Genomic DNA, 22,540 nt, shown 5'->3' on the forward strand with positions numbered 1-22,540 from the left:
GTTCATTTTATTGCCTAGGCGCACCTCATGGGCAGACGATCCGACCATAGCCGTACCGAGCTTTTCGAACTGATCCTCGCCGAGGGGCACCGCCAGATGGCGGAGGTCGGCTTCTCCCGCTTTTCCGCCCGCGAGGTTGCGAAGAAGATCGGCTATTCGATCGGCACGCTGTACAATGTGTTTGGCAGTCTCGACCGATTGCTTGCGGCGATCAATACGCGAACCTTCGGGCTGTGGGCGCGGCACCTGGAGGCGCGGTTGGAGGGGGAACAAGGCGACCGCATCGCCGCTCTGGTCGACGGCTATTTCAGCTTCGCGCGCGACAATCCGCACCTGTGGATGGCGATCTACGATCACCGCCTGCCGCCCGGCATGGTGCTCACCGACGACGAGCATGACCGGCGCAGCGTGCTGACCGAGATCGTCGCCCGCGAGGTCGCCGCCGCCTTGCCGGAGCCGGCACGCGCCGAAGCGCCGCGCCTCGCCCGGTCGCTGGTCGCGACCGTGCACGGCCATTGCACGTTCGCGCTGAACGGCGCGTTCGAATTGATGGGCGAAGCGGCCCCCCAGGATCTCGCGCTGGCGCGTGTCCGGGAGAGCCTCGCCGCCGCGGATCAGGCCGTCGTCGCGACGGCCTTGAAAAAGGTATAGGCAAAGACGCCGTCGGGCTCGGCGGCGCGGTGCAGCGCGCGCACTCCCGCGGCGAACGTCTCGCCATCGATCAGCCCGGCCTCGATCGCGGCCGGGCCGATGCCTTCAACCATTGCCGCGAAGGTGCGCCGGGTGAAGGCCTCCGCCTGTTCGGGCATGCTGCCGTCGATATAGACGAGCAGGGGCGCGACCCGAATCGCGGTGTATCGGGTTTCGCGGAGGAGGGGATAGAGACGCCGGCCGATGTTGGCGTCGCCGCCGCTGCTGCGCTGAAGCGCGACCAGGGTGGCAACGGCGGCCTGCGCGGCGTCGCTGTCCGGGTGGAGAGCGGTCGAGCCGTGATCGCCCTCGACGATGGTGATCGTGCCGCCGGGCCGGAGCAGGGCCTGCAGGCGGCGAAGCGCCTCGGCCGGATCAGCGAGATGCTCCAGCACGAAGCAGACGAAGACATGATCGAACGAGGCCGGCGCAAACGGCAGATCCATGATGTCGGCTGCGAGGAGCTGCACGTTGGTGAGCCCCGCTGCGCGGACCCGCGCTTCCGCGTCGGCAAGCGAGGCGGCCGAGCGATCGACCGAGACAATCTGCGCGCCGGGGCTGTTGCGCGCCAGCGAGACCGTCTGTGCGCCGGTGCCGCAGCCGGCCTCGAGCACCCGGCTTCCGGCGGGGTAACGGGTGCCGGCGTGGATCAAGGGCTGCAGCGCCGAGGCCTGGTCGGCGAGGCGCTCAGCCTCTTTGCTATCGTAGCCGTGAACGTAGAGGTGGGTATCGGTCATTGCGGGTTCCTTATCGCCGGGAACCCGGGTTAGCGGCTTCGGTCGACTCCGATCTTGAACGATATTGCACGCGGCTCAGCCGACCGCCCGAGCGTAGGCGCCCGGGGACAGGCCGAATTTGCGGACGAAGATGCGGGTCATGTGGCTCTGATCGGCAAAGCCGGCCGCCGCGGCGGCGTCGGCGAGCACTGCGCCGGTGCGGATCAGGCGCCGGGCGAGCTCGATCCGGCGCTGCACGAGATAGGCGTGCGGGGTGAGGCCGCTTGCCTGACGGAAGGCGCGAAGAAGCTGGAAGCGGCTGAGGCCGGCGATCTCGGCGAGCTCGGCGAGACTGATCGAGCCGGTCGGATCATCGTCGATCTTCTGACGGGCACGGGCGATCTCGGGCGCTGCGGAAACGGATACGGGCGGGTGGCCGCCGATCGCCGCGACGAGACGGAGCAGCAGCTCATCGCGGAGGACCCGTTCGGACGAGGGCGTTGCTTCGGCGGCGAAGAGCCGGTCGAGCAGGGACGTGACCCTGACATCGCCGATCACCGGGCGGCTGAGCTCGAACCCGGCCGGCGAAACGCCGAAGATGTCCGCCGCGGCCGTGCCGACCAGCTCCGGATCGAAATAGAGAATGTGCCACGAGCGGCCGGACTCGCCGATCGGCGCGCCGTCATGAACTTCGCCGGGGTTGACGGTGATCGCATCGCCCGGACCGGCTTCGACCCGGCCGCGGCCGCTGTATGAGCTCTGCGCCCCGCGCTCAATCACGCCGATCCCGAACTGATCGTGGCTGTGCCGCGCGAATTGGAGCCGTGAGTTGGCAACCACCGCCTGGGTGCCGGTTGTCGCGCAGGGCAGCATCCTGAAACCGCCGCTCGCCAATTCCCGATCCTTTGCCCCAGCTTGCCCGACACAAGCATACGGGATTGCGCGATCTTGGCCAATTCGAATGGAGATGATCGGCGCCCCGTCTGAAACTTCGTTCGCAAGGATCGGTGAACGGGCGCTTTCCCGCTTGCCATCGGTGCCGATCAGGGAAATTGTGCAGCGCACAGGATGGGGCTGTAGGCTTATGCGGAAAGGTGGCGCGGCGGATGGGGGGAGCGGGCCGACTCTGCTCCGCTTTTCCACCGACGATCTGCCCGAGTGGGACCGCGCCGCCTATTGGCGCGACGTGATGGGCAAGACCCTGACCGGCTGCAGTCCGTCGTCGCTCGAGGGGGGCGACATGTCGGTCGATTTCACCCTGGTCGGCGGCCGCGACGTCCGGCTCGGCATCACCCGGCTGGATTCGATCCGCAACAATCGCGACGAGGATTGCCTGCGCGATCGCGACGAGGATCTGATCTTCTTCTCGATGCTGAGCGGCGAAGGGCAGGTCGACCATTATGATCATCGCGTCCGGCTCGCACGGGGCGACGGCGTGCTCGCCAAGTTCGACCGCACGCTCGACACCAGCTGGCCACGCGCCGACGTGATGCTGATCCGGCTCGGCCGTGATGCGATCCGCGGTGTCGAGCCCGAGCGTGCGGCGGGCCTGCTCCAGCCGCGGTCGCGCACCGTGATGCGGCTGCTGCAGAGCTATGCCCGGACGGCGTGGCGCGAGGCGACCCGCACCGGCGCGCTCGAGCCGATCGCCGAGCGCCATATCGCCGAGCTCGTCGCCGCCTTGTGCGTCGGCAACAGCGACGATCAGCTGGAGGCGGCGCGGCCCGCGCTCGGCCCGGCGCGGGTCAGCGCGATGCGGGAGCTGATTGCGCGCAACCATGCCAATCCGTGCCTGACGATGCGCGAGATCGCGGCGGCGGTGGGGCTGTCCGAACGCGCCGGCCATCTCGCCTTCGCGGCGGCGGGGATCGGCTTCACGGAAGAGCTTCACGGCGTTCGGCTCGATCGCGCACAGGAGCGCTTGCTGGCGGGGCGCGAGCGCGTGATCGACGTGGCCTATGGCGTCGGCTTCTCCGATCTTTCCCATTTCCACCGCCTGTTCAAACGGCGGTTCGGCTGCACGCCGGGCGAGTGGCGGAGCGGCGAAGCGCGGCATTGACGGCGGGCGGGCATTTGAAACCGAGATTCGATCAAGAACCCCGTTCGGGCTGAGCCTGTCGAAGTCCTTCCTTGTTCTCTCCTCGTCCGAGGGAAGATGGGAAGGCGCTTCGACAAGCTCAGCCCGAAGGGGTGGAGGAGTAAAGCAGCCCAATCGCTGGCCCTGATCGCTCCCGTGCCGGAGACCGCCTGCCTTACTCCCCGACGGTCGAGAAGCGGAACTGGATGGAGTTGCGGTAGGTCTGGCCTGGGTTCAGGCGCACCGATCCGAAGGCGGGCTGGTTGGGCGCGTCGGGGAACATCTGCGGCTCGAGCACGATCGCATCGCCCTGGCGGTAGAGGCGGCCGGATTTGCCGACGATGGTGCCGTCGAGGAAATTGCCCGAATAGAATTGGATGCCGGGCTGGTTCGAATAGACGTGCATGACCCGGCCGGAATTCGGCTCCTCGACGCGGGCGAGCAGGCGCGGTTCGCGGGAAAGGTCGCGGGCGACCACCCAATTGTGATCATAGCCCTTGCCGAACAGGATCTGCTCCTCGTTGGTGCGGACCCGTTCGCCGATCGGCTTGGGCCGGCGGAAGTCGAAGATCGTGCCTGCCACCGGGCGGAACTCGCCGGTCGGGATCAGGGTGGCGTTGACCGGCGTGAAATGGTCGGCGGGGATGGTGAGCAAATGGCCCATTGCGCCTTCCGGCGCACCTTCGCCGGCAAGGTTCCAGTAAGCGTGGTTGGAGAGGTTGACCACGGTCGGGCGATCGGTGGTCGCGCGATAGTCGACTCCGAGCATGTTGTTCTCGTCGAGCGTGTAGGTGGCGGTGACGGTGAGCGTGCCGGGATAGCCCTGGTCCATGTGCGGGCTGACATAGCGCAGGGTGACGCTGGCGGCGGCGCCGTCCTTGACCTCGACGACCTTCCAATTGACCTTGTCGAAGCCCTTGGTGCCGCCATGGAGCGCGTTGGGCCCGTCGTTGAGCGGCGTCTGGTAGCTCTTGCCGTCGAGCGTGAACTTGCCGCCCGCGATGCGGTTGGCGACCCGGCCGACGGTGGCGCCGAAGAATTCGCCTTTGGCGAGATAGCCTTCCATCGTCGGATAGCCGAGCGTCACGTCGGCCAGTTCCTCGTGCCGATCCGGCACCAGCAGCGACTGCAGCGCCGCGCCGTAGGTGATGATCCGCGCCTGCATGCCGGACCCGTTGGTCAGCATGATCCCTTCGACCGTCTCGCCGTCCGGCATCTTGCCGAACGGGGCGCGGGAGACGTCCGCAGCCATGGCCGGCGCTACGAGCATCACACTTCCCACCGCGATCATCGTCAACGTCAAAGCCTTCATCAAATCCCTCCTGTTCGTGGCTGATGCCATTTTGTATGAGTATATACACGAGCCGCGTGCGTGATCCAGCGGCTGCGGGGCCGAACGTCGCACCGCGCGAGCTTGCGCACGAGAGGATGCCGAAAATCCTTGTGGTGGATCACGGAATTTGTCACTTGTCTGAGTAATGAAGAGGGTATTCGCGTCCGGCATCCTGCCCCATAGGGGACGTCTCTTCCTGCACGGCCGAACGGAGCGCATCGCGCGCCGGCTCGTTGCCGCGTCCAGCCACTTCTCTGATCACGGTGAACGATAGAACATGGCCAACACCTCCACGCCCGATCCGAAAAAGCTCCGCTCCCGCGCCTGGTTCGACGATCCGTCGAACGCCGACATGACCGCGCTCTATCTCGAGCGCTACATGAATTTCGGCCTGGCGCTCGAAGAGCTGCAATCGGGCAAGCCGATTATCGGTATCGCCCAGACCGGCAGCGATCTTAGCCCATGCAATCGCCACCACCTGATCCTCGCCGAACGCATCCGCGCCGGCATCATCGAAGCAGGCGGCATTCCCTTCGAATTCCCGGTTCATCCAATCCAGGAGACCGGCAAGCGCCCGACCGCGGGCCTCGACCGCAACCTCGCCTATCTCGGCCTGGTGGAAGTGCTGTTCGGCTATCCGCTCGACGGCGTCGTCCTTACCACCGGCTGCGACAAGACCACGCCCGCGTGCCTGATGGCGGCGGCGACGGTGAACATCCCCGCAATCTCCCTCTCGGTCGGGCCGATGCTCAACGGCTGGCACAAGGGCGAGCGGACCGGATCGGGCACGATCGTGTGGAAGGCGCGCGAACTGCTCGCGTCCGGCGACATCGATTATCAGGGCTTCATCAAGCTGGTCGCCTCGTCGGCGCCGTCGACCGGCTTCTGCAACACGATGGGTACCGCCTCGACGATGAACTCGCTGGCCGAGGCGCTCGGCATGTCGCTGCCCGGCTCCGCCGCGATCCCGGCGCCGTATCGTGATCGTCAGGAATCCGCCTATCGTACAGGCCTCCAGATCGTCGAGATGGTCGCCAGCGATCGCAAGCCGTCGGACGTGCTCACCCGCGAATCTTTCCTGAACGCGATCCGGGTCAATGCGGCGATCGGCGGATCGACCAACGCACCGATCCATCTCGCCGCGCTCGCTCGCCATATCGGAGTCGAACTGTCGGTCGACGATTGGCAGGAACATGGCCGCGACATTCCCCTGCTCGTCAATCTGCAGCCGGCGGGCGAATATCTCGGCGAGGATTTCTACCGCGCCGGCGGCGTGCCGGCGGTGGTCGGCGAGCTCATCCGCCAGGGCCTGATCGCCGAGGATGCGATGACCGTGAACGGCCGCACGATCGGCGACAATTGCCGCGGCGTCGAAATCGAGGACGAGAAGGTGATCCGGCCCTATTCCCGGCCGCTCAAGGAGAATGCCGGATTCTCGGTCCTGCGCGGCAATCTGTTCGACAGCGCGATCATGAAATTGAGCGTGATCTCGGACGAGTTCCGGGCGAAGTGGCTGAGCAATCCGGACGATCCCGATGCGTTCGAAGGTCCGGTGGTCGTGTTCGACGGGCCCGAAGACTATCACGCCCGGATCGACGATCCGGCAGCGGGCATCACCGAGGACACGATCCTGATCATGCGCGGGGCCGGCCCGATCGGCTATCCGGGCGCCGCCGAAGTCGTCAACATGCGTCCGCCGGCGGACCTGCTCAAGAAGGGCATCCACGCGCTGCCGTGCATGGGCGACGGCCGCCAATCGGGCACGTCGGGATCGCCGTCGATCCTCAACGCCTCGCCGGAAGCAGCAGCGATGGGCGGGCTTGCCGTGCTGCGCACCGGAGACCGGGTGCGCATCGACCTGCGGAAGGGCGAGGCGAATGTTCTGATTTCCGACGAGGAACTAGCCGAGCGCCGGACGGCGCTCGAGGCGCAGGGCGGCTATCCTTACCCCGAGAACCAGACTCCGTGGCAGGAAATGTCGCGCGCGACGGTCGGGCAATTGTCCACGGGCGCGGTGATCGAGCCGGCGGTGAAGTATCAGCGGATCGGACAGGTGTTCGGAGTCCCGCGGCACAATCACTGAGGCCTGACGGGCGCGGCAGTTCAAAAGACTCGCTGCGCTCGCTCCTCTCTCGATCCTGAGGCCAAAGGGGAGAGGGGCTAAGTGGCGGTTGGCGGAGGCGCGGCGCGCAAGGTCCGCAATTCGTAGACCGGTGCGTCGCTCCCCCTGGTTTCGATTCGGACCACGATCTTCGCCTTGCCGCGGATGAGCGCTTCGGGGATCGGATAGTCCACCGAGACGAATGCCTTTGACGGAGCCATCTTGCGCCGCTCCTCCGCGATGATCGTGCCGTCGACCGCGATCGTGAAATTCTTGTCGACCTCTTCGCCCCAATAGACCGCGCGCAGCAGCAGCGGGCCGCTCTTCACGTCCATTGCGACTTCGAGATAATTGCCAGTCCCCCACCAGACCTGACGTCCGCTGCGTCCCTCGAAGGAGATCAGGTCGCTCTGGTTGGAGCGGAAGGCGTGGTCGCGTTCCGGCTGCATCTCGCCGAGATGGACGAGGTCGATCGTGCGCGCCTCGAGCGCACGCCGCTCCGCCTGCGCCGCGACGAAGCCAGCTTCCTGCTCGCGCCACTGCGCCTCGCCGAAGCGGGGGAAATAGACGGCCGTGCGGCGATCATATTGGGTGAAGAAGGGCCGCAGCGTTGCCGGCCGGGGGACCGCAGCGGCGGCACGGAAGACGTGCGCGGACGGGTCGACCGGCTCGATCCGCGCGAGCGCGTTCGACGCGACGAGCGCTGGCGGCATCTGCTCGAACGGCGCCTCGGCCGGGCCGAGGTCGGCCGCGAGGACGACGGGGCCGTGCAGGAAGGCGACGAGATCCGGATTGTCGGGCGTGGCCTCGGTCCTGAGCGTCATCGGCAGGCGCAACTCGATGCGATCGCCGGCGCGCCAGCGGCGCTTCAGCATTGCGTAGCCATTCTCCCGCGGCGGCGTCACCGGCTTGCCGTTGAGGCTGACAGCAGGCTCCGCGCACCAACCCGGGATCCGCAACGCGATCACCGTCTCGGCGCGGGGCGCCTTGGCGAGGGTCAATGCGATGCGATCGGAGAAGGGATAGGAGGTGTCGAGATCGACACTCATCCCCCGCGCCTCCCAGATGCCGGTCGAGGGGATGAACAGGTTGACGAGCAATGTGTCGTCCGACGTCCAGTAGATCGACTCGCCATGTTTGGCGTGGCTTTCCATCCCGGAGCCGACGCAGCACCAGAAGGAATCGTCGAGGGTCGACCAGGTCCGCCGGCCACCCGAGGTCAGCGGCATGAAGTAGGCGAACATGCCGGTCTTCGGGTGCTGGTGCGCAAGGATGTGGTTGAGGTGCGTGCGCTCGTACTCATCGAACAAGCCCGCGTCCGGCTGCCAGGAAAAGAGATGCCGGGTGAGCTTCAGCATGTTGTAGCTGTTGCACGCCTCGCAGGTGCGATCGGTGATGAAGGGCGAGAGGGTGTCCGGCTTGCCGAAATGCTCCCGTTCGGAATTGCCGCCGATCACATAGCTATGGTGGCCGACCACGGTCCGGTGGAAGAAGCGCGCCGCCGCGGCCTGGCGCGGATCGCCGGTCAATTCGTGCAGCCGGGCGAGGCCGATCAGCTTGGGGATCTGGGTGTTGGCGTGAAGGCCCGGAAGGATGTTGCGGCCCTCCGAGAGGGGATCGAGGATCTTGCGGTCGCGGATTCGCTCGGCAAGCGCGAGGTAGCGGCGGTTGCCGGTCAGCGCATAGGTCTCGGCGTATGCGTCGTTGAGGCCGCCATATTCGGCGGCGAGCAATTTCTGCAGCTGGTCGTCGGAAAGCCCTTCGAGGATCGTGCCGAGATAGTCGGCGAGGCCGATCATCACCGGCATCGCCTCCGGCACGTTGCCGAAGCGGTGGGCATCGATCAGCCCGGCATGGACCTTGTGCCAGGTGTAGAGCGGCACCCAGCCGCCGTTGATGTCGAAGCCGGACGTGCGGATGTCGCCCTTGCGGATCTCCTCGAAGACGATCTTGCCGTCGACGACCTTGCCGTCGCGCTCGACGGTCGTACCGCCGGCATAGCCGTCCCCATGCGCCGCCTGGCATCGCGCCAGCTCTGCGACGATCGCGACGACGCGCCCTCGCACTGCGGGATCGCCGGTCTGGGCGTGGAGCAGCGAGCAGGCGGAGAGATAATGGCCGAGCGAGTGGCCGGCGATGCCTCGCGCTTCCCAGCCGCCGTAGAGCGCGCCCTGGACCGCAAGGCCGGCGCTCTTGTGGAAATTGTGGAGCAGGCGGCCGGGTTCGAGCGCCAGCAGAAAGCGGCGATTGGCCGCGACCGCGTCGGCATAAGGCGAAGGCTTCAGCCGCACGGCCGACAGCGGCAGCGGGCGCACCTTGATCACCCCCGCGTCCGGCGCGGCCGCGGCGAGGGCGGGACCGGCGAGCGCGAGGGCACTTGCCGAGGCGAGAAAGGTGCGCCGCGACAGCATCAGCCGAGCGCCGCCGCAGACGGGGGCATGGCAGCGTAGTGCACTCGATCCATCATCCCCTCCGGATCATTCGGAGAAGCTTTCGACCGACCGCCGCCGGCCGAGCATGAAGGCATCGGCGACCAGCCGGAGCGGCGCGAGATCGACATCGCTGCGCCCGCCGCGGACCAGATCCGCGAAGTGGGCGTAGAGATTGGGATACTCGACCTCGATCTCGCCGCCGTCGATCACCGTCTCGCCATCGACCGCGAGCGCGGCGCCGCCCTTGGAGAGCAGGACCGGGCCTTCTTTGGTTGCGACGTGGATGTCCCAGCTTTGCGGACCGGTCTCTCGCCAGTCGAAATCGGCCGAGATCGGCGTGCGCGCGGCGTCGGACAGGCGCAGCTGTGCCGCGATCGGCGCGGCGCGGTTTTCCGGAAAGGAGAGTTCGGCGGCTTCGAGGAAGAGGGCGCGCGGCAGGATCCGGGTTGCAGCCGACAATGCGTTGATGCCGGGATCGAACACGCCCATGCCCGCGGGCTCCCAGATCCAGTCCTGGCCGGGATGCCAGCGCCGGACATCCTCCCGCCAGACGATGCTGACGCTCTCGATCGTCCGCCCCGCGAGAAGAGAACGGGCCGGTTCGATCGCCGGCGCGGCGCGGGTGTGCCAGCTGGCGAACAGACTGACGCCCTTGGCCGCGGCCGCATCAGCGAGGTCGAGCACTTCGCTGACGCTCGCGCCCGGCGGCTTTTCGAGCATGACGTGAAGCCCGGCCGCGATTGCAGCCCGGGCGATGGCGTGGCGGCCTTGCGGCGGCGTGCACAAGGACACGGCGTCGAGGGCGATGCCGGAGCCGAGCAGTTCGTCCAGCGTTGCGAAGCTCGGGATTTCGTCCGCGGCCGCATTGCGCGAGGCGATCGCGACCAGATCGTAATCCGCGCTGCGGCCGAGGGCAGGGAGGTGCTGGTCGCGGGCGATCTTGCCGAGACCGACGATCGCAATCCTGATCGGGGCCACGTTCAGAGCGCCGAGACCCTGGCGGCGCGCGCTTCGGCTGCGGCGAGCCGGTTGCGCACCTTGAGCCGGAACGGCGCCGCTTCGATCTCGAACACGTCGCCCTCCCTGGTCGTCACCCCGTCCGAGAAGGACAGGGTGGCGGTGCCGAAGAAATGCACGTGGACGTCGCCCGGGCGGCGGAAGAGATCATATTTGAAATGGTGATGCTCGAGATTGGCGATGCTGTGCGACATGTTCGCCTCGCCCGAGAGGAACGGCTTCTCCCACAGGGTCTCGCCGTCACGCAGGATGCGGCTGGTGCCCCTGACGTCGTCGGGCAGCGCGCCGACCAGCAATTCGGCGCCGATCGCCGCCGGGCGCAGCTTGGAATGGGCGAGCCAGAGATAATTGCCGCGCTCGACGACATGGTCGGAGAATTCGTTGGCGAGAACGAAACCCAGGCGGCGCGGATTGCCGTCGCGATCGATCACATAGATGCCGGCGATCTCGGGCTCCTCGCTGCCGTCCTCGGCGAAGCCGGGCGAGCGCAGGTCGGCGCCGGGGCCGACGAGGCAGGAGCCGTCGCCCTTGTAGAACCATTCGGGCTGGACGCCGGTTGCGCCCCCAACCGGCTTGCCGCCGTCGACGCCCATCTGGAACATGCGCATCGAATCGGTGACGGTGCCGCCGGCCGCCGCCTTGTGCATCTTGTCGCGACCTTCGGCGGAACCGAGATGGGTCAGCCCGGTGCCGGTCAGATGGACGTGCGCCGCATCGTCATGGCCGATGGCGGGCAGCAGCCGGCCCTCGGCCTCGGCGGCGGCGACATCGATCGACTCGCCGGTGACGCGGGCGGCCACGGTCTTCTCGAGTGATTCTCCCTGGTCGATCGCGGCGAGAGCAAGCGCATAGGTGCTCGACGCATGCACCCGCCGCGCGCTGCCATCGTCGTCCAGCGCCGCCACCATGTTGGTGCCGTCCGCTGCGCGCAGCTGAACCAGTCTCAAACCCATCGTCGATCCTCTCACAGGCGGCGCTGCCGCATCTTACCTTGATTACTCAGACATATCTGCTGAGTGCCGGCCGATCAATCACCTCTGTCGTGTCCTCTCGGCAACGGTTCGTCGATTTGTAGGAGTTATCACGATTGGCGCTTGCGTCCCGGATTTGATCGGCATTATGTCTGAGTAATGGCCCCGCAAGAGGGCACCAAGAGAGGGGATAAGTATGTCTTTCAAGGCACAGCTTTTCTGGTCCGCGTCGATTCTGATCATAGGGACCGCCGCCGCGCCGGCTCTGGCGCACAATCAACAGCAAGGTGATGTTCCGGTCGCGCCTTCGGGTTCAGTCACCGCCGCGCAGGACGACACGGTCGCCGCGCCGGACGATATAGTCGCCGGGGAGGAAGAGATCATCGTCACCGGCGTGCGCGCCAGCATCATCGAGGGCCTCCAGAACAAGCGCGACGCAATCCAGATCATCGAGTCGGTGGTGGCCGAGGATATCGGCAAGCTGCCCGACAACAATGTCGTCGACGCCCTGCAGCGCGTGCCCGGCATCCAGGTTACCGGCCGCACCGGCGGCGAGGCCAACGCGATCTCGATCCGCGGCCTGCCCGACATCACCACCACCTGGAACGGACGGGCGATCTTCACCGCGTCCGGCCGCCAGTTCGCGCTGCAGGATATCCCGGCCAACCTCGTCAGCCGGATCGACGTCTACAAGACACGGGCTGCAGAGCAGATCGAGACCGGGATCGCCGGCCAGATCGACGTCTTCACCCGCCGTCCGTTCGACTTCAAAGATTCCGCATTCTCCGTCGCGGCGCGCGGGATCTGGCACGAGCAGGCCGACACATTCAATCCGAACGTCAGCGCGCTGCTCAGCAAGCGCTGGGAAACCGGGATCGGCGACATCGGCGCGCTGGTCAACGTCAGCTACGCGCGCACCAAGTATCGCGACCAGAGCATCACCGCCGGCGCGCTCGTCCCCTTCGCAACCGCCGACGCTCCGCCGCGCGGTGTCGGGGCCGCGAACACGTGCGATCCACCCAATCCGGGCAATTGGACACCGCTGGAGCGCATCTTCAACAGCGACTGCCGTGCGCCGGGACAATTGTTGTGGGAGGCAGGGCTCGATCGCGGTCTGCCGACGGCACCCGGTTCGACCCTGACGATCAACGGCGCGCAATATCCGTATCTGCTTTCCCGTGACGCGGTCTTCGCAAGCGATTTCCGCGGCGAGCGCGAGCGCCCGGCCGTCAACGTCGCATTGCAATGGGCGCCGAACGACACGTCGGAATATACGTTCGAGTTCTTCTGGGACGGCTTCCGGAACACGACCTTCAACAATCTGCATTTCACCTTTGCCGATTGGTGGGGCAATCTCGGCGCCAACCCCGCATCGACCTTCGAGCTGTACGAAGGCACCAACATCATCAAGTCGCGGACGGTCGGAGCGCCGTTCGGGTTCAACAGCGGCGACTTCACCAAGCAGAGCACCGACAGCTACGTCTACGCGCTCGCCGGCAAGTGGGATCTCTCGGACCAGTTCAAACTGAACGCCGATATCTCCTACCAGACAAGCCGCTTCAAATCGCAGTTTCTCGCGATGCGGACGACACGCGTGCCGGACTCGGTGACCGTCGACTTCAATTCGGGCGGCGGGCTTCCGGCCTGGGAGTTCAACGACAATGCGCAGCTGCTCGACCCCGCAAACTGGACGGTCGGCGAATTCTACGACACCGCCAACCGCAACAAGGGCGATGCCTTCACCGTCACGACCGACGCCGATTACGAATTCGGCTCCGGCCTATTCAAGCGCCTGAGTTTCGGCGTCCGCTATGATGATCGCGGCGCCAGCGAAGCCTCGCGCGACCAGAATACGGGGGCGCTCAATCAAAGCTTCGCAACCCTCGATCCAGGCCTCTATTGGACCAACAAGGGATTTTTCGACGGTCGCTCGAACGTGCCGGATTCCTGGCTGGTCGCCAACGGCTATTATCTGCTCGACCATGCCGACGAAATCCGGCAGCTGTACAAGAGCAGCGTCGCACCCACTCTGCGTGTCGGCGACGCAATGACCCTGCTCGAGAACTTCAACATCAACGAACGCACGCTTGCGGCCTATGCGCAGACCGATCTCGAGCATGAGCTGTTCGGCCGGCCGCTCCAAGTCCAAGCCGGTGTCCGCTACGTTTATGTCGACACGGAGATGGATTTCACCGATCGCCAGTCCGGCGTGTCGAGCTCGGCCTCGCAGTCGCTGAGCGAAGTGATGCCGAGCGTCACCCTGCGCTACGACATCACCGACGCTCTTCGCTTCCGCTTCAATTTCGGCGAGACGCTGCGCCGGCCGAACTTCAGCGATCTCAATCCCTATTTCGCATTGACCGGCGATCTCACCAATGTCGGCTACGGCACGGGTGTCGGCGGCAACCCCAGCCTCGGCGCGACCAAGGCGCGCAACTTCGACATCGCGCTCGAATGGTATTTCACCCGAGACAGCGCGATTTACGCCACCCTGTTCCGGCGCGAGATAGACGGTCTCGTGGTGCCGCTCCGTCGTCAGATCACGATCCCCAATTCCAACCAGAACACGACGCAATTCGTCGTCACCCAACCGGTCAACGCATCCGACGGCGTGCTCAAGGGTGTCGAACTCGGCTTCGTTTTCTTCCCCGAGCTCCCGGGCCTTCTCAAGGGTCTCGGTGCGCAGGGCAGCTTCACCTGGCTGAAGTCGAAGCAGAACATCCCGCAGACCAACAGTTCAGGCGAGATCATCGGCGAGGAGGAATCCGATTTCTTCGGAGTCTCCGATTTCTCCTACAACATCACCGGGGCCTATGAGCGCGGGCCGGTCGGCCTTCGCCTGTCCTGGGTGTGGCGGAAGAACTTCCTCAACAATAACGAGGCGCGCCTGTTCGCCAATCCGATCGGCATCTGGCGGCAGCCGGAAAAGAGCCTTGATTTCCAGTTCACCTACAGCCTGAACGATCGCCTGGCAGTGACGCTGGATGCGACCAACCTGACCGACGAATTGAGCCAATCCTATTACCGCTTCGCCGATGCGGGCGGGCCGGACACCCACAATTTCGGATCGACCATCCTCAGCCGGACCGTCGCGCTCGGCGTGCGCTATTCCTTTCCGTAAGGCGGGCGGGATGCGCAGACGTTCAAGGGGGAGGGGCGGCTTCGGCCGCCTCTTTACCGTCGTGGCGATCACCCAAGCGGCGGGCTGCGCGCTCTCGCCGCAACTGCGTCACACCGCGGCGGTGCAAGGAGATGTGGTGCCGGTCCATGATCCGGCGATCATCCGGGCCGGCAATCTCTACCATCTGTTCGCGACCGGCCACCTGTCGCAGAAAACCGGAATGCTGCCGTGGCGAACCTCGGAGGATCTCGTCCACTGGCGCTTTCGGGGTGCGGCGTTCCCCGAGCTTCCTGGCTGGACGGGCGAGACGGTGCCGGGCGCGCGCGGCCTGTGGGCGCCGGATATCATTCGGGTCGGCGGAGAATATCGGCTTTATTACTCCGTCTCGACGTTCGGGAAGAATCAATCGGCGATCGGACTGGCGACCGCCGCCAGGCTCGATCCGGAGATGCCCTCGGCGTGGACCGACAAGGGACCGGTGATCGCGTCGACCGGCGCGGACGATTTCAATGCCATCGATCCCAACGCCTTCGTCGATCGGGACGGGCGCCAATGGCTCGTCTTCGGCAGCTTCTGGAGCGGCCTCAAACTGGTCGAGCTCGATCCCGCGACGGGATTGCGAAAGTTCGGCGCCGCGCCGGTGTCCCTCGCCCGGCGGCCTGTGCCGGGCGCGATCGAAGCGCCGTTTCTGATTCGCCGCGGCGGCTTCTATTATTTGTTCGCCTCATTCGATTTCTGCTGCCGCAAGCTCGACAGCAGCTACTACACCGTCGTCGGCCGCGCGCGGACCGTGCAGGGGCCCTATGCCGATCGCAGCGGCCGGACGATGCTCGATGGCGGCGGCTCGGTGGTGCTGCACGCCGATCTCGAGCCCGAAGGCCGATGGCGCGGGCCCGGGCATGTCGCGATCCTGCGGGGCAGGCCGGACAGGATCGTCTTCCATGCCTATGATGCACATAATGAGGGCGCGTCGACCTTGCAGGTGCGGGCACTGGACTGGACCCGAGACGGGTGGCCGGTGGTGCGTGACTATTCGAAAGATATTCCCCTAATCCCCTGATCCGTTCGGGCTGAGCCTGTCGAAGCGCCTCACTTTATCCCTTCCGCAACAAGGAAGGGGAGGGCTTCGACGAGCTCAGCCCGAACGGTGATTTGGCAATCCGTAACGATAACTTACGCCGCGCGGGAGCGTTTGCCCGGTTTGCCTTTCGGGGCCATGGTCGTGTCGAGCAGGGCCATGTCGACGAGGTCGGCCATCGCTTGCCGGGCGGCGCTCGGATCGGCATCGGCGATCGCTTCGTAGACACGGCGGTGATCGGGGATCGGATCGCGCTGCAGCGGCTGGCGGCGCTGCTTGAAGATCGTCGTCCAGGCGACGGCGGCCGCGACGCTGCTGGTCAGGCTGACAAGGAATGGATTGGCGGTCGCCTCGAGCAGGGCGGTATGAAAATCCTGGTCTGCGACGCGGCCGATTTCGGACGCGAGCGTATGCTCCGCCATCGTCTCCAACGCTTCGCGCATGCGCTCGACCTGATCGGCGCTGCGCCTTTTGGCGGCAAGCTCCGCGGCGGCCGGTTCGACGATCTTGCGCAACTCGAACAAGCTTTCGAGCAGATCCTCGTCCGGCTCGTACTTGAAGATCCACGACAGAACGTCGGGATCGAGCAGATGCCATTTCTCGCGCGGGCTGATCCGGGTTCCGATCTTCGGCCGTACTTCGACGAGACCCTTGGCGGCGAGGATCCGGACCGCCTCGCGATAGGCGGTCCGCGAAACGTTCAGGCGATCGCTCGCCTCGATCTCGCCGTCGAGAAGGTCACCCGGCTTGTAGCGGCCCGAGACGATCAGGATGCCGAGATCGCGCGCGACCATGCCGTGGAGGCGCAGCGACTTGCGCCGTGCCCGCGCGTCAGGCCCCTCCGATCTCCCGCTCACTGCCATAGCCCCTTTGTAACCTCGCTCGCCGCCATTACAATATTCGGTGCCGCCCAGTCCCCAGACCGCGTTGACGGCCTCTCTTCCTCGATATACTCAGACAAATAGAGCCGCGCCAGAGCGGCGGAGGAGAGAGACCGACCTTATGGCGATGGCCCCGACCAGCACCCCCACCGGCACCACGAAGCCGGGCAACGGCGAAACCTACCGCGCGGCATTGATCCTGCTCGCCAGCCTGTTCTTCATGTGGGGTTTCATCACCGTAATCAACAACACGCTGCTGCCGCATCTGCGCAGCGTGTTCGACCTCAACTACACGCAGACGACCCTGATCGAATCGGTGTGGTTCATCGCCTATTTCGTCGCGGCCATACCCTCCGCAAAGCTGATCGAGCGGGTCGGCTACAAGAGGTCGCTGGTCATCGGGCTGTCGATCATGGCCGTCGGCGCACTCGGCATGACGCTGGCGGCGAGCATTCCGTCCTACGGCGTCACGTTGGCGATGCTGTTCGTGATCGCTGCCGGCATCACCCTGCTTCAGGTCGCCGCCAATCCCTATGTCGCGGTCGTCGGCTCGCCGGAAACCGCCTCGTCCCGTCTCAACCTGGTCCAGGCAATGAATTCGGCGGGGACGATGCTCGCACCCTCGTTCGGCGCCTATCTGATTCTCGGGCGCTCGGTCGGCGGCACATCCGCCGAGGGCGCCGTGCTGACGGATGCCGAGCGGCTCGCCGACGCGCAGTCCGTGATCCTGCCCTATGTGCTGGTTGCCGCAGTGCTGGTCGTGCTCGCCGTGGTGATCGCCCGCTTCAAGCTGCCCGACATGGGCGCCGCCGGCCGCAGGGTCGCCGCCGAGGAGCGCAAGCACCATTCGCTGTGGCGCCACCGCAATCTCGTCTTCGGCGTACCGGCGATCTTCATCTACCTGATCGCAGAAATCGGCGTCGCCAATCTGTTCGTGAACTTCGTATCCCAGCGCGACATCGCCAACATCACGCATGAGCAGGCCGGTCACTACCTCACCTTCCTGTGGGGCGGCATGATGGTCGGGCGGTTCCTCGGTTCCGCGATCATGCAGAAGGTCGCCGCGGAAAAGGTTCTGGCGGCCTTCTCGATCGGCGCCTTCGTGGTGATGCTGATCGCGACCTTCACGCAGGGCCACACTGCCATGTGGGCGCTGATCAGCGTCGGCCTGTTCCACTCGATCATGTTCCCGACCATCTTCACGCTCGGTATCCGCGGCCTCGGCCCGCTCACCGAGGAAGGATCGGGGCTGCTGATCATGGCGATCGCCGGCGGCGCCCTGGTGATCGTGCAGGGCTGGCTAGCCGACCGCTACGGCCTGCAGATGTCGTTCCTGCTGACCGCCGTCTGCGAGCTCTACGTGCTGTTCTACGCCTTGTGGGGAGCGAAGCCGACCAACGCGATCGAGGATGTTCGTCCCCAGGAAACCTGACCGTTGGCGGTCAGAAGAGCTTACCGCGGGGCGGACCAACCGACGACACGACAGGAGAGGAAGACCATGGTCCCGAGCCTACTCAACCGGCGCAGCTTCGTCGCCGGTGCCGCCGCCGCCATGTTCGCCGCACACGCAACGGCGCGTGCGGGCCAGCCGGCGGGGTCCGCCGCCGGTGTCGTCGCGCCGCGCAACCCGCTCGTTCCCCAACGCGCCGATGCGCGGATCTTCAAGCACAACGACGGCCTCTATTACATGACGGCATCGGTCCCCGAATATGACCGGCTCGCCATCCGGCGCGCGCCGACGCTTGCCGGACTTGCCGCGGCTGAGGAGACGGTGGTGTGGCGCCGGCCCGCCTCCGGCAAGCTCGGCGGCTACATATGGGCGCCCGAACTCCACGACATCGATGGACGCTGGTACATCTATTTCGCCGCCGGCAATTCCGATGATCCCTTTCACATCCGCACGTACGTGCTTCGCAACGGCGGGCGCGATGCCCTGGCCGGTCCCTGGGAGCTGATGGGGCAGTTCGAAACGCCGTGGGACACGTTCACGCTGGATTCGACGCTCTACGTCCATCGCGGCCGCCGCTATGCCTGCTGGGCGCAGAAGGAGCCGGGGATCGACACCAACAGCAATTTGTACCTGGCGCCGCTTGCGACCCCTACCACCCTCGCGGCACCGCCGACCCGGCTGACGGTGCCGACGCTTCCCTGGGAGATACAGGGATTCAAGGTTGCGGAAGGGCCAGCCCTGATCGAGCACAGGGGCAAGTTGTTCCTGACCTATTCGGCGAGCGCCACCGATGCTCGCTATTGCCTTGGCCTGCTCACCGCCGATGCCGAAGCGGACATCATGCGCGCCGATTCCTGGACCAAGTCGCCGGAGCCGGTGTTCGTCACCTCTGATGTCACCAAGGTCTATGGCCCCGGCCACAACAGCTTCACGGTCGACGAGCAGGGCAGGGACCTGCTCGTCTATCACGGCCGCGATTACGAATCGATCGAGGGCGATCCGCTGTTCGATCCGAACCGCCACACCCGCGTCCAGCGCCTTTACTTCCGACCCGACGGCACGCCTGATTTCGGCATCCCGGTGGGCAATGGGGAAGTGCCCGACCGGTTCGCACCGGCCGATGCGCGAACCCGCTTCGTACGGCACCACGGAGCGCGGCTAATCGTCGGCGATGGGCCGCTGCCGAGCTCGCAATTCCGCCAGAAACCGGGTCTCGCAGGCACCGGCACCGTGTCCCTGGAAGCGGTCGATGCGCCCGGCCGCTTCGTCCAGGCGCAGCCCGGCGGAGCGATCGTGCTTGCCGCCAATGACGGCAGCCCCGCTTTTGCTCGGCAGGTCAGCTTCGAGCGCCGCCCGGGCCTCTCCGATCCGAGCGGCGTCTCCTTCGCTCTTCCCGGTAGCGGAGGGCGACATCTCCGTCACGCCGCCGGCGGAGCGTTGCGCGCCGGGCCGGTGACGAACCAAGCCGACCGCGCGAGCGCGACCTTCCTGGTTAGCTGAGCAAACCTCCGGCAACGTCTCAAACAGAGCGGACAAAGTCGGGCAACATCATGATGCCGCAGCGGGGCCGTCGCACTCTTCCCGCGCGCAATCCTCTGACACTCCGGAGCCGGTCGTCAATCGACCGGCCCTTCATAAGCACGGTTCCGCAACGAAATTTTCACCATCGCTCTCTACCAAAGGCGCAGTGCGAACAGGGGGGAGGGCGCGATGCAGGGTGGGACCGCGCGCGCGACGAGCAAATTTGTCGAGTTCCTCTGGATCGCACCGTTGGCGGCTGCGGTCCTGGGATGTGCCTTGGCGGTCGACATGATCGGTGCGGGCGATCGCGTGTCGACATTCGGCGTGCTTCGCCAGGGCATTGGCTATTGGATGCAGCCCCTCGTTATGCTGATCGAGATCGTCACGCTCGTGGCGCTTGTCGTCGCCTTGGCGGCACGCTCGGCGAGCCCGCTTCGGCACGCCGGATCGTTGCTTCGCGGCCAGTTCGGCGGCTCGGCCCAGATCGTCGCCGCTCGCCTCGCGCCTCTCTTGCTGATCCCCATCCTGTTCGCCGCAGTCGGTGTCTTCAAGACGCTGCTTGGCCAAAGCATCCGCTTCCGGTGGGATGATCGCTTTGGGGATATGGACCGCTATCTACTGTTCGGACTCCAGGCGTGGGAGTTCACCCATGCGATCTTTGGACCGGCCGCGACGATCTTCCTCGACCGGATCTACACATTCTGGGTGTTCCTCCTGCCCTTGGCGGTGCTCGGTTTCGCATTGTTTGCCCCGCGGATCGATCGGGCGCGCTTCTTCGTGGCCTTTGGCGTCACGTGGATCCTGCTCGGCATCGTCGGCGCCTTTCTCGTGCCGCCGCCGGCCCCTGCTTTGCTGCCGACATCGGTACGGTCGACGCCTCCCGATTCAGCGGTTTGATGGAACGGCTGCACGCCGTACGCGATGCAAACGGCGCCGAGCTTGGCGCGGTCGCCTGGCAGCGCCTGCTGTGGCAGGCCCTTGTTCAACGGGATGTCGGCATAGGCCTGGGCATCTCGGCAATGCCTTCACTCCACAATGCGATGTGCGCGCTTTACGTGTTTGCGTTCGCCCGACGCAGCCGGCCGCTGGCCATTGCCGCCGGGATCTTCGCGCTCCTCGTTTTCGTCGGCTCCATCCACCTCGGCTGGCATTATGCGGTGGACGGAATCGTCGCCTATCCGGCGGTGGCTGCGATCTGGTGGGCGGCGGGCTGGTATCTGCGCCGGACGGGCTACGTGGCGGCCGTTCTCGCGGAGGAGCTGGCGCCGTCATCGATGCGGGGCGCGCCCGTGCCGCCGAACATTCCGACGATGGCCGTCGCGGCCTTCGGAACGTTGCCATCGCCGCTCGACGGGCCGCGCCCGCTCCCGTGGCGAATCCGGACGCTCGAACCCGAGGATTTGGGGCAGGGCGCCAGCGTCTAAAGGGCGTCGGCTGAAACGAGGGCGCATGTTCCGCCCGGGCCGTCCGAGCCGGAAGATCCGTTCGTTTCCGAGCCTGCGAGTGGGCGAGATCATGCCTGCGGCGATCAGGGAATTTACGATGCGGTTACGGAAGTTACCCCCGCTTTAACCAATCCTCAACCTCGGCCGCCTTATGCGAACATCGATATTCAGGAGTGTGTGATGGCGCGAGTGGGGCAGGCGGTCGACGTTGCGATCATCGGTGCGGGACCGGCCGGACTCACCGCAGCCTATTTGCTGACCAAGAAGGGCGTTTCGGTAACCGTCCTCGAAAAGGACCCTGTCTATGTCGGCGGCATCAGCCGCACCGTCGAGCATCAGGGCTTTCGCTTCGATATCGGGGGCCACCGCTTCTTCTCGAAATCCCAGGAGGTGGTCGACCTCTGGAACGAGATCCTGCCCGACGATTTCATCGTCCGCCCGCGGATGAGCCGCATCTATTACGAGGGCAAATTCTACTCCTACCCGTTGCGCGCGTTCGAAGCGCTGTGGAATCTCGGCATCTGGCGCTCGACCTTGTGCATGGTCTCGTTCGCCAAGTCGAAGCTGCTGCCCAACAGATCGGTGCAGTCGTTCGAGGACTGGACGGTTAACCAGTTCGGCCGCAAGCTGTTCTCGATCTTCTTCAAGACCTATACCGAGAAGGTGTGGGGCATGGCCTGCAGCGACATCTCGGCCGACTGGGCGTCGCAACGGATCAAGGGCCTGAGCCTTGGCGGCGCGGTTCTCGACGGGCTGAAGCGCTCGCTCGGGCTCAATCGCAGGCCGAACGACGGCATGGAGACCAAGACCCTGCTCGAAAGCTTCCGCTATCCGCGCAAGGGGCCGGGGATGATGTGGGAAGCGGCGCGCGACTTCATCGTCGCCGGTGGCAACCAGGTGCTGATGGGCCATCAATTGCAGCAGCTTTCGCAGGACAATGCAAACGGCCGCTGGCGCGTCGCCGCGACGAGCGCCGAGGGCGAGACGGTGATCATCAACGCCGCCCACGTCATCTCGTCGGCCCCGATGCGGGAGCTTGCCACCCGCATCCACCCGCTGCCCGAAAGCCTGCCGGCCGCAGCCGATCTCAAATATCGCGACTTCCTCACCGTCGCGCTGATGATCCGGTCCGAGGATCTTTTCCCCGACAACTGGATCTACATCCACGATTCCAAGGTGAAGGTCGGTCGCATCCAGAATTTCCGCAGCTGGTCGCCGGAAATGGTGCCCGATCCGGAACTCGCCTGCGTCGGCTTGGAATATTTCTGCTTCGAAGGCGATGGCCTGTGGAGCATGGACGATGCCGATCTGATCGCGCTCGCACGCGCGGAAATGGGCGTGCTCGGCCTCTGCGATCCGGCCGCAATCGAGGGCGGGCAGGTGGTGCGCCAGGAGAAGGCCTATCCGGTCTATGACGACGTCTACAAGGACAATGTCGAGGCAATGCGCGGCGAGCTCGAGCGGCTCTATCCCACCCTTCATCTGGTCGGCCGCAACGGGATGCACCGCTACAACAATCAGGATCACGCGATGATGACGGCGATGCTCACCGTCCGCAACATCGAAGCCGGCGCTCGGGTCTACGACGTTTGGGCAGTGAACGAGGATGCCGAATATCACGAGGCCGGACGCGAAGGCGATGCCGCGGGCCGGCAGGCTGCCCTGGCATCCGAACGGCCGGTCCCGCGCCGCCTGAAGGCGGCCTGA

At 65.7% G+C, this 22,540-nt stretch carries 17 protein-coding genes; 10 read left to right on the forward strand and 7 right to left on the reverse strand.

Going from position 1 to position 22,540, the window contains the following annotated elements; translation table 11 throughout:
* Positions 1–27: 27 nt before the first annotated feature.
* Positions 28–651 carry a TetR/AcrR family transcriptional regulator gene (locus tag C7I55_RS10170; protein WP_106512816.1) on the forward strand — a complete coding sequence of 208 codons (624 nt, stop codon included), beginning with the start codon at positions 28–30 and terminating at the stop codon, positions 649–651.
* Here the strand turns inward: C7I55_RS10170 and C7I55_RS10175 are convergent.
* Together C7I55_RS10175 and C7I55_RS10180 are read right to left on the reverse strand one after the other, a co-directional pair.
* Entirely contained in the window at positions 615–1,427 is an 813-nt protein-coding gene (locus tag C7I55_RS10175) for a class I SAM-dependent methyltransferase (protein ID WP_106512817.1), read from the reverse strand. The genes C7I55_RS10170 and C7I55_RS10175 overlap by 37 nt on opposite strands.
* A gap of 75 nt (positions 1,428–1,502) precedes the next feature.
* Positions 1,503–2,300 carry an AraC family transcriptional regulator gene (locus C7I55_RS10180; protein WP_106512818.1) on the reverse strand — a complete coding sequence of 266 codons (798 nt, stop codon included), beginning with the start codon at positions 2,298–2,300 and terminating at the stop codon, positions 1,503–1,505.
* A 190-nt stretch (positions 2,301–2,490) separates the two neighbouring features.
* Here C7I55_RS10180 and C7I55_RS10185 point away from each other — a divergent pair, with 190 nt between their 5' ends.
* Positions 2,491–3,465, forward strand: a complete 975-nt coding sequence (locus C7I55_RS10185) for a helix-turn-helix transcriptional regulator (protein WP_158266369.1) — start codon at positions 2,491–2,493, stop codon at positions 3,463–3,465.
* Between the two features lie 193 nt (positions 3,466–3,658).
* Here the strand turns inward: C7I55_RS10185 and C7I55_RS10190 are convergent, their stop codons facing one another.
* On the reverse strand, positions 3,659–4,795 hold the full coding sequence (locus tag C7I55_RS10190) for an aldose epimerase family protein (protein WP_233222147.1): 1,137 nt from the start codon (positions 4,793–4,795) through the stop codon (positions 3,659–3,661).
* Positions 4,796–5,093: 298 nt separating this feature from the next.
* Here C7I55_RS10190 and C7I55_RS10195 point away from each other — a divergent pair, with 298 nt between their 5' ends.
* Positions 5,094–6,899, forward strand: a complete 1,806-nt coding sequence (locus C7I55_RS10195) for an IlvD/Edd family dehydratase (protein ID WP_106512820.1) — start codon at positions 5,094–5,096, stop codon at positions 6,897–6,899.
* A gap of 77 nt (positions 6,900–6,976) precedes the next feature.
* Here C7I55_RS10195 and C7I55_RS10200 read toward each other — a convergent pair whose 3' ends face one another.
* From C7I55_RS10200 to araD1, 3 genes are all read right to left on the reverse strand, one after another.
* Positions 6,977–9,328 carry a glycoside hydrolase family 127 protein gene (locus C7I55_RS10200; RefSeq protein WP_106512821.1) on the reverse strand — a complete coding sequence of 784 codons (2,352 nt, stop codon included), beginning with the start codon at positions 9,326–9,328 and terminating at the stop codon, positions 6,977–6,979.
* Between the two features lie 66 nt (positions 9,329–9,394).
* Positions 9,395–10,327, reverse strand: coding sequence for a Gfo/Idh/MocA family protein (locus C7I55_RS10205; RefSeq protein ID WP_106512822.1), 933 nt, complete (start codon positions 10,325–10,327; stop codon positions 9,395–9,397).
* 2 nt (positions 10,328–10,329) lie between these two features.
* Positions 10,330–11,319, reverse strand: a complete 990-nt coding sequence (gene araD1, locus C7I55_RS10210) for an AraD1 family protein (protein WP_106512823.1) — start codon at positions 11,317–11,319, stop codon at positions 10,330–10,332.
* 214 nt (positions 11,320–11,533) lie between these two features.
* Here araD1 and C7I55_RS10215 point away from each other — a divergent pair, with 214 nt between their 5' ends.
* Entirely contained in the window at positions 11,534–14,458 is a 2,925-nt protein-coding gene (locus tag C7I55_RS10215) for a TonB-dependent receptor (RefSeq protein ID WP_106512824.1), read from the forward strand.
* Between the two features lie 10 nt (positions 14,459–14,468).
* Entirely contained in the window at positions 14,469–15,518 is a 1,050-nt protein-coding gene (locus C7I55_RS10220) for an arabinan endo-1,5-alpha-L-arabinosidase (RefSeq protein ID WP_106512825.1), read from the forward strand.
* Between the two features lie 113 nt (positions 15,519–15,631).
* Here the strand turns inward: C7I55_RS10220 and C7I55_RS10225 are convergent, their stop codons facing one another.
* Positions 15,632–16,399 (reverse strand): FadR/GntR family transcriptional regulator, encoded by a 768-nt coding sequence (locus C7I55_RS10225; RefSeq protein WP_106512826.1) that lies wholly within the window; start codon positions 16,397–16,399, stop codon positions 15,632–15,634.
* Positions 16,400–16,538: 139 nt separating this feature from the next.
* On the opposite strand from C7I55_RS10225, the gene C7I55_RS10230 reads away from it, so the two are divergent.
* The 5 genes from C7I55_RS10230 to C7I55_RS10255 all read left to right on the forward strand — a co-directional run bounded on the left by C7I55_RS10230 (position 16,539) and on the right by C7I55_RS10255 (position 22,540).
* A complete protein-coding gene (locus C7I55_RS10230; protein WP_106512827.1) occupies positions 16,539–17,849 on the forward strand; it encodes a sugar MFS transporter in 1,311 nt (436 codons plus the stop codon).
* Between the two features lie 66 nt (positions 17,850–17,915).
* Positions 17,916–19,367: a family 43 glycosylhydrolase gene (locus tag C7I55_RS10235; protein ID WP_106512828.1), complete on the forward strand. Its 1,452-nt coding sequence runs from the start codon at positions 17,916–17,918 to the stop codon at positions 19,365–19,367.
* Between the two features lie 210 nt (positions 19,368–19,577).
* Entirely contained in the window at positions 19,578–20,285 is a 708-nt protein-coding gene (locus tag C7I55_RS27655) for a phosphatase PAP2 family protein (protein ID WP_109043767.1), read from the forward strand.
* Complete coding sequence (locus tag C7I55_RS10250) at positions 20,183–20,812, forward strand: phosphatase PAP2 family protein (protein WP_109043768.1); 630 nt, start codon at positions 20,183–20,185, stop codon at positions 20,810–20,812. Before C7I55_RS27655 ends, C7I55_RS10250 begins: the two co-directional genes overlap by 103 nt.
* 201 nt (positions 20,813–21,013) lie before the next feature.
* On the forward strand, positions 21,014–22,540 hold the full coding sequence (locus C7I55_RS10255) for an NAD(P)/FAD-dependent oxidoreductase (protein ID WP_106512832.1): 1,527 nt from the start codon (positions 21,014–21,016) through the stop codon (positions 22,538–22,540).

It is taken from the genome of Allosphingosinicella deserti, assembly GCF_003012735.1.
Taxonomy (GTDB): domain Bacteria; phylum Pseudomonadota; class Alphaproteobacteria; order Sphingomonadales; family Sphingomonadaceae; genus Allosphingosinicella; species Allosphingosinicella deserti.

Bases quoted from the DNA above. Each gene is read 5' to 3' on its own strand.
- C7I55_RS10170 (WP_106512816.1), top strand. From the start codon at position 28: ATGGGCAGACGATCCGACCATAGCCGTACCGAGCTTTTCGAACTGATC.
- C7I55_RS10175 (WP_106512817.1), bottom strand. From the start codon at position 1,427: ATGACCGATACCCACCTCTACGTTCACGGCTACGATAGCAAAGAGGCT.
- C7I55_RS10185 (WP_158266369.1), top strand. From the start codon at position 2,491: ATGCGGAAAGGTGGCGCGGCGGATGGGGGGAGCGGGCCGACTCTGCTC.
- C7I55_RS10190 (WP_233222147.1), bottom strand. From the start codon at position 4,795: ATGAAGGCTTTGACGTTGACGATGATCGCGGTGGGAAGTGTGATGCTC.
- C7I55_RS10195 (WP_106512820.1), top strand. From the start codon at position 5,094: ATGGCCAACACCTCCACGCCCGATCCGAAAAAGCTCCGCTCCCGCGCC.
- C7I55_RS10200 (WP_106512821.1), bottom strand. From the start codon at position 9,328: ATGCTGTCGCGGCGCACCTTTCTCGCCTCGGCAAGTGCCCTCGCGCTC.
- araD1 (WP_106512823.1), bottom strand. From the start codon at position 11,319: ATGGGTTTGAGACTGGTTCAGCTGCGCGCAGCGGACGGCACCAACATG.
- C7I55_RS10215 (WP_106512824.1), top strand. From the start codon at position 11,534: ATGTCTTTCAAGGCACAGCTTTTCTGGTCCGCGTCGATTCTGATCATA.
- C7I55_RS10220 (WP_106512825.1), top strand. From the start codon at position 14,469: ATGCGCAGACGTTCAAGGGGGAGGGGCGGCTTCGGCCGCCTCTTTACC.
- C7I55_RS10225 (WP_106512826.1), bottom strand. From the start codon at position 16,399: ATGGCAGTGAGCGGGAGATCGGAGGGGCCTGACGCGCGGGCACGGCGC.
- C7I55_RS10230 (WP_106512827.1), top strand. From the start codon at position 16,539: ATGGCGATGGCCCCGACCAGCACCCCCACCGGCACCACGAAGCCGGGC.
- C7I55_RS10235 (WP_106512828.1), top strand. From the start codon at position 17,916: ATGGTCCCGAGCCTACTCAACCGGCGCAGCTTCGTCGCCGGTGCCGCC.
- C7I55_RS27655 (WP_109043767.1), top strand. From the start codon at position 19,578: ATGCAGGGTGGGACCGCGCGCGCGACGAGCAAATTTGTCGAGTTCCTC.
- C7I55_RS10255 (WP_106512832.1), top strand. From the start codon at position 21,014: ATGGCGCGAGTGGGGCAGGCGGTCGACGTTGCGATCATCGGTGCGGGA.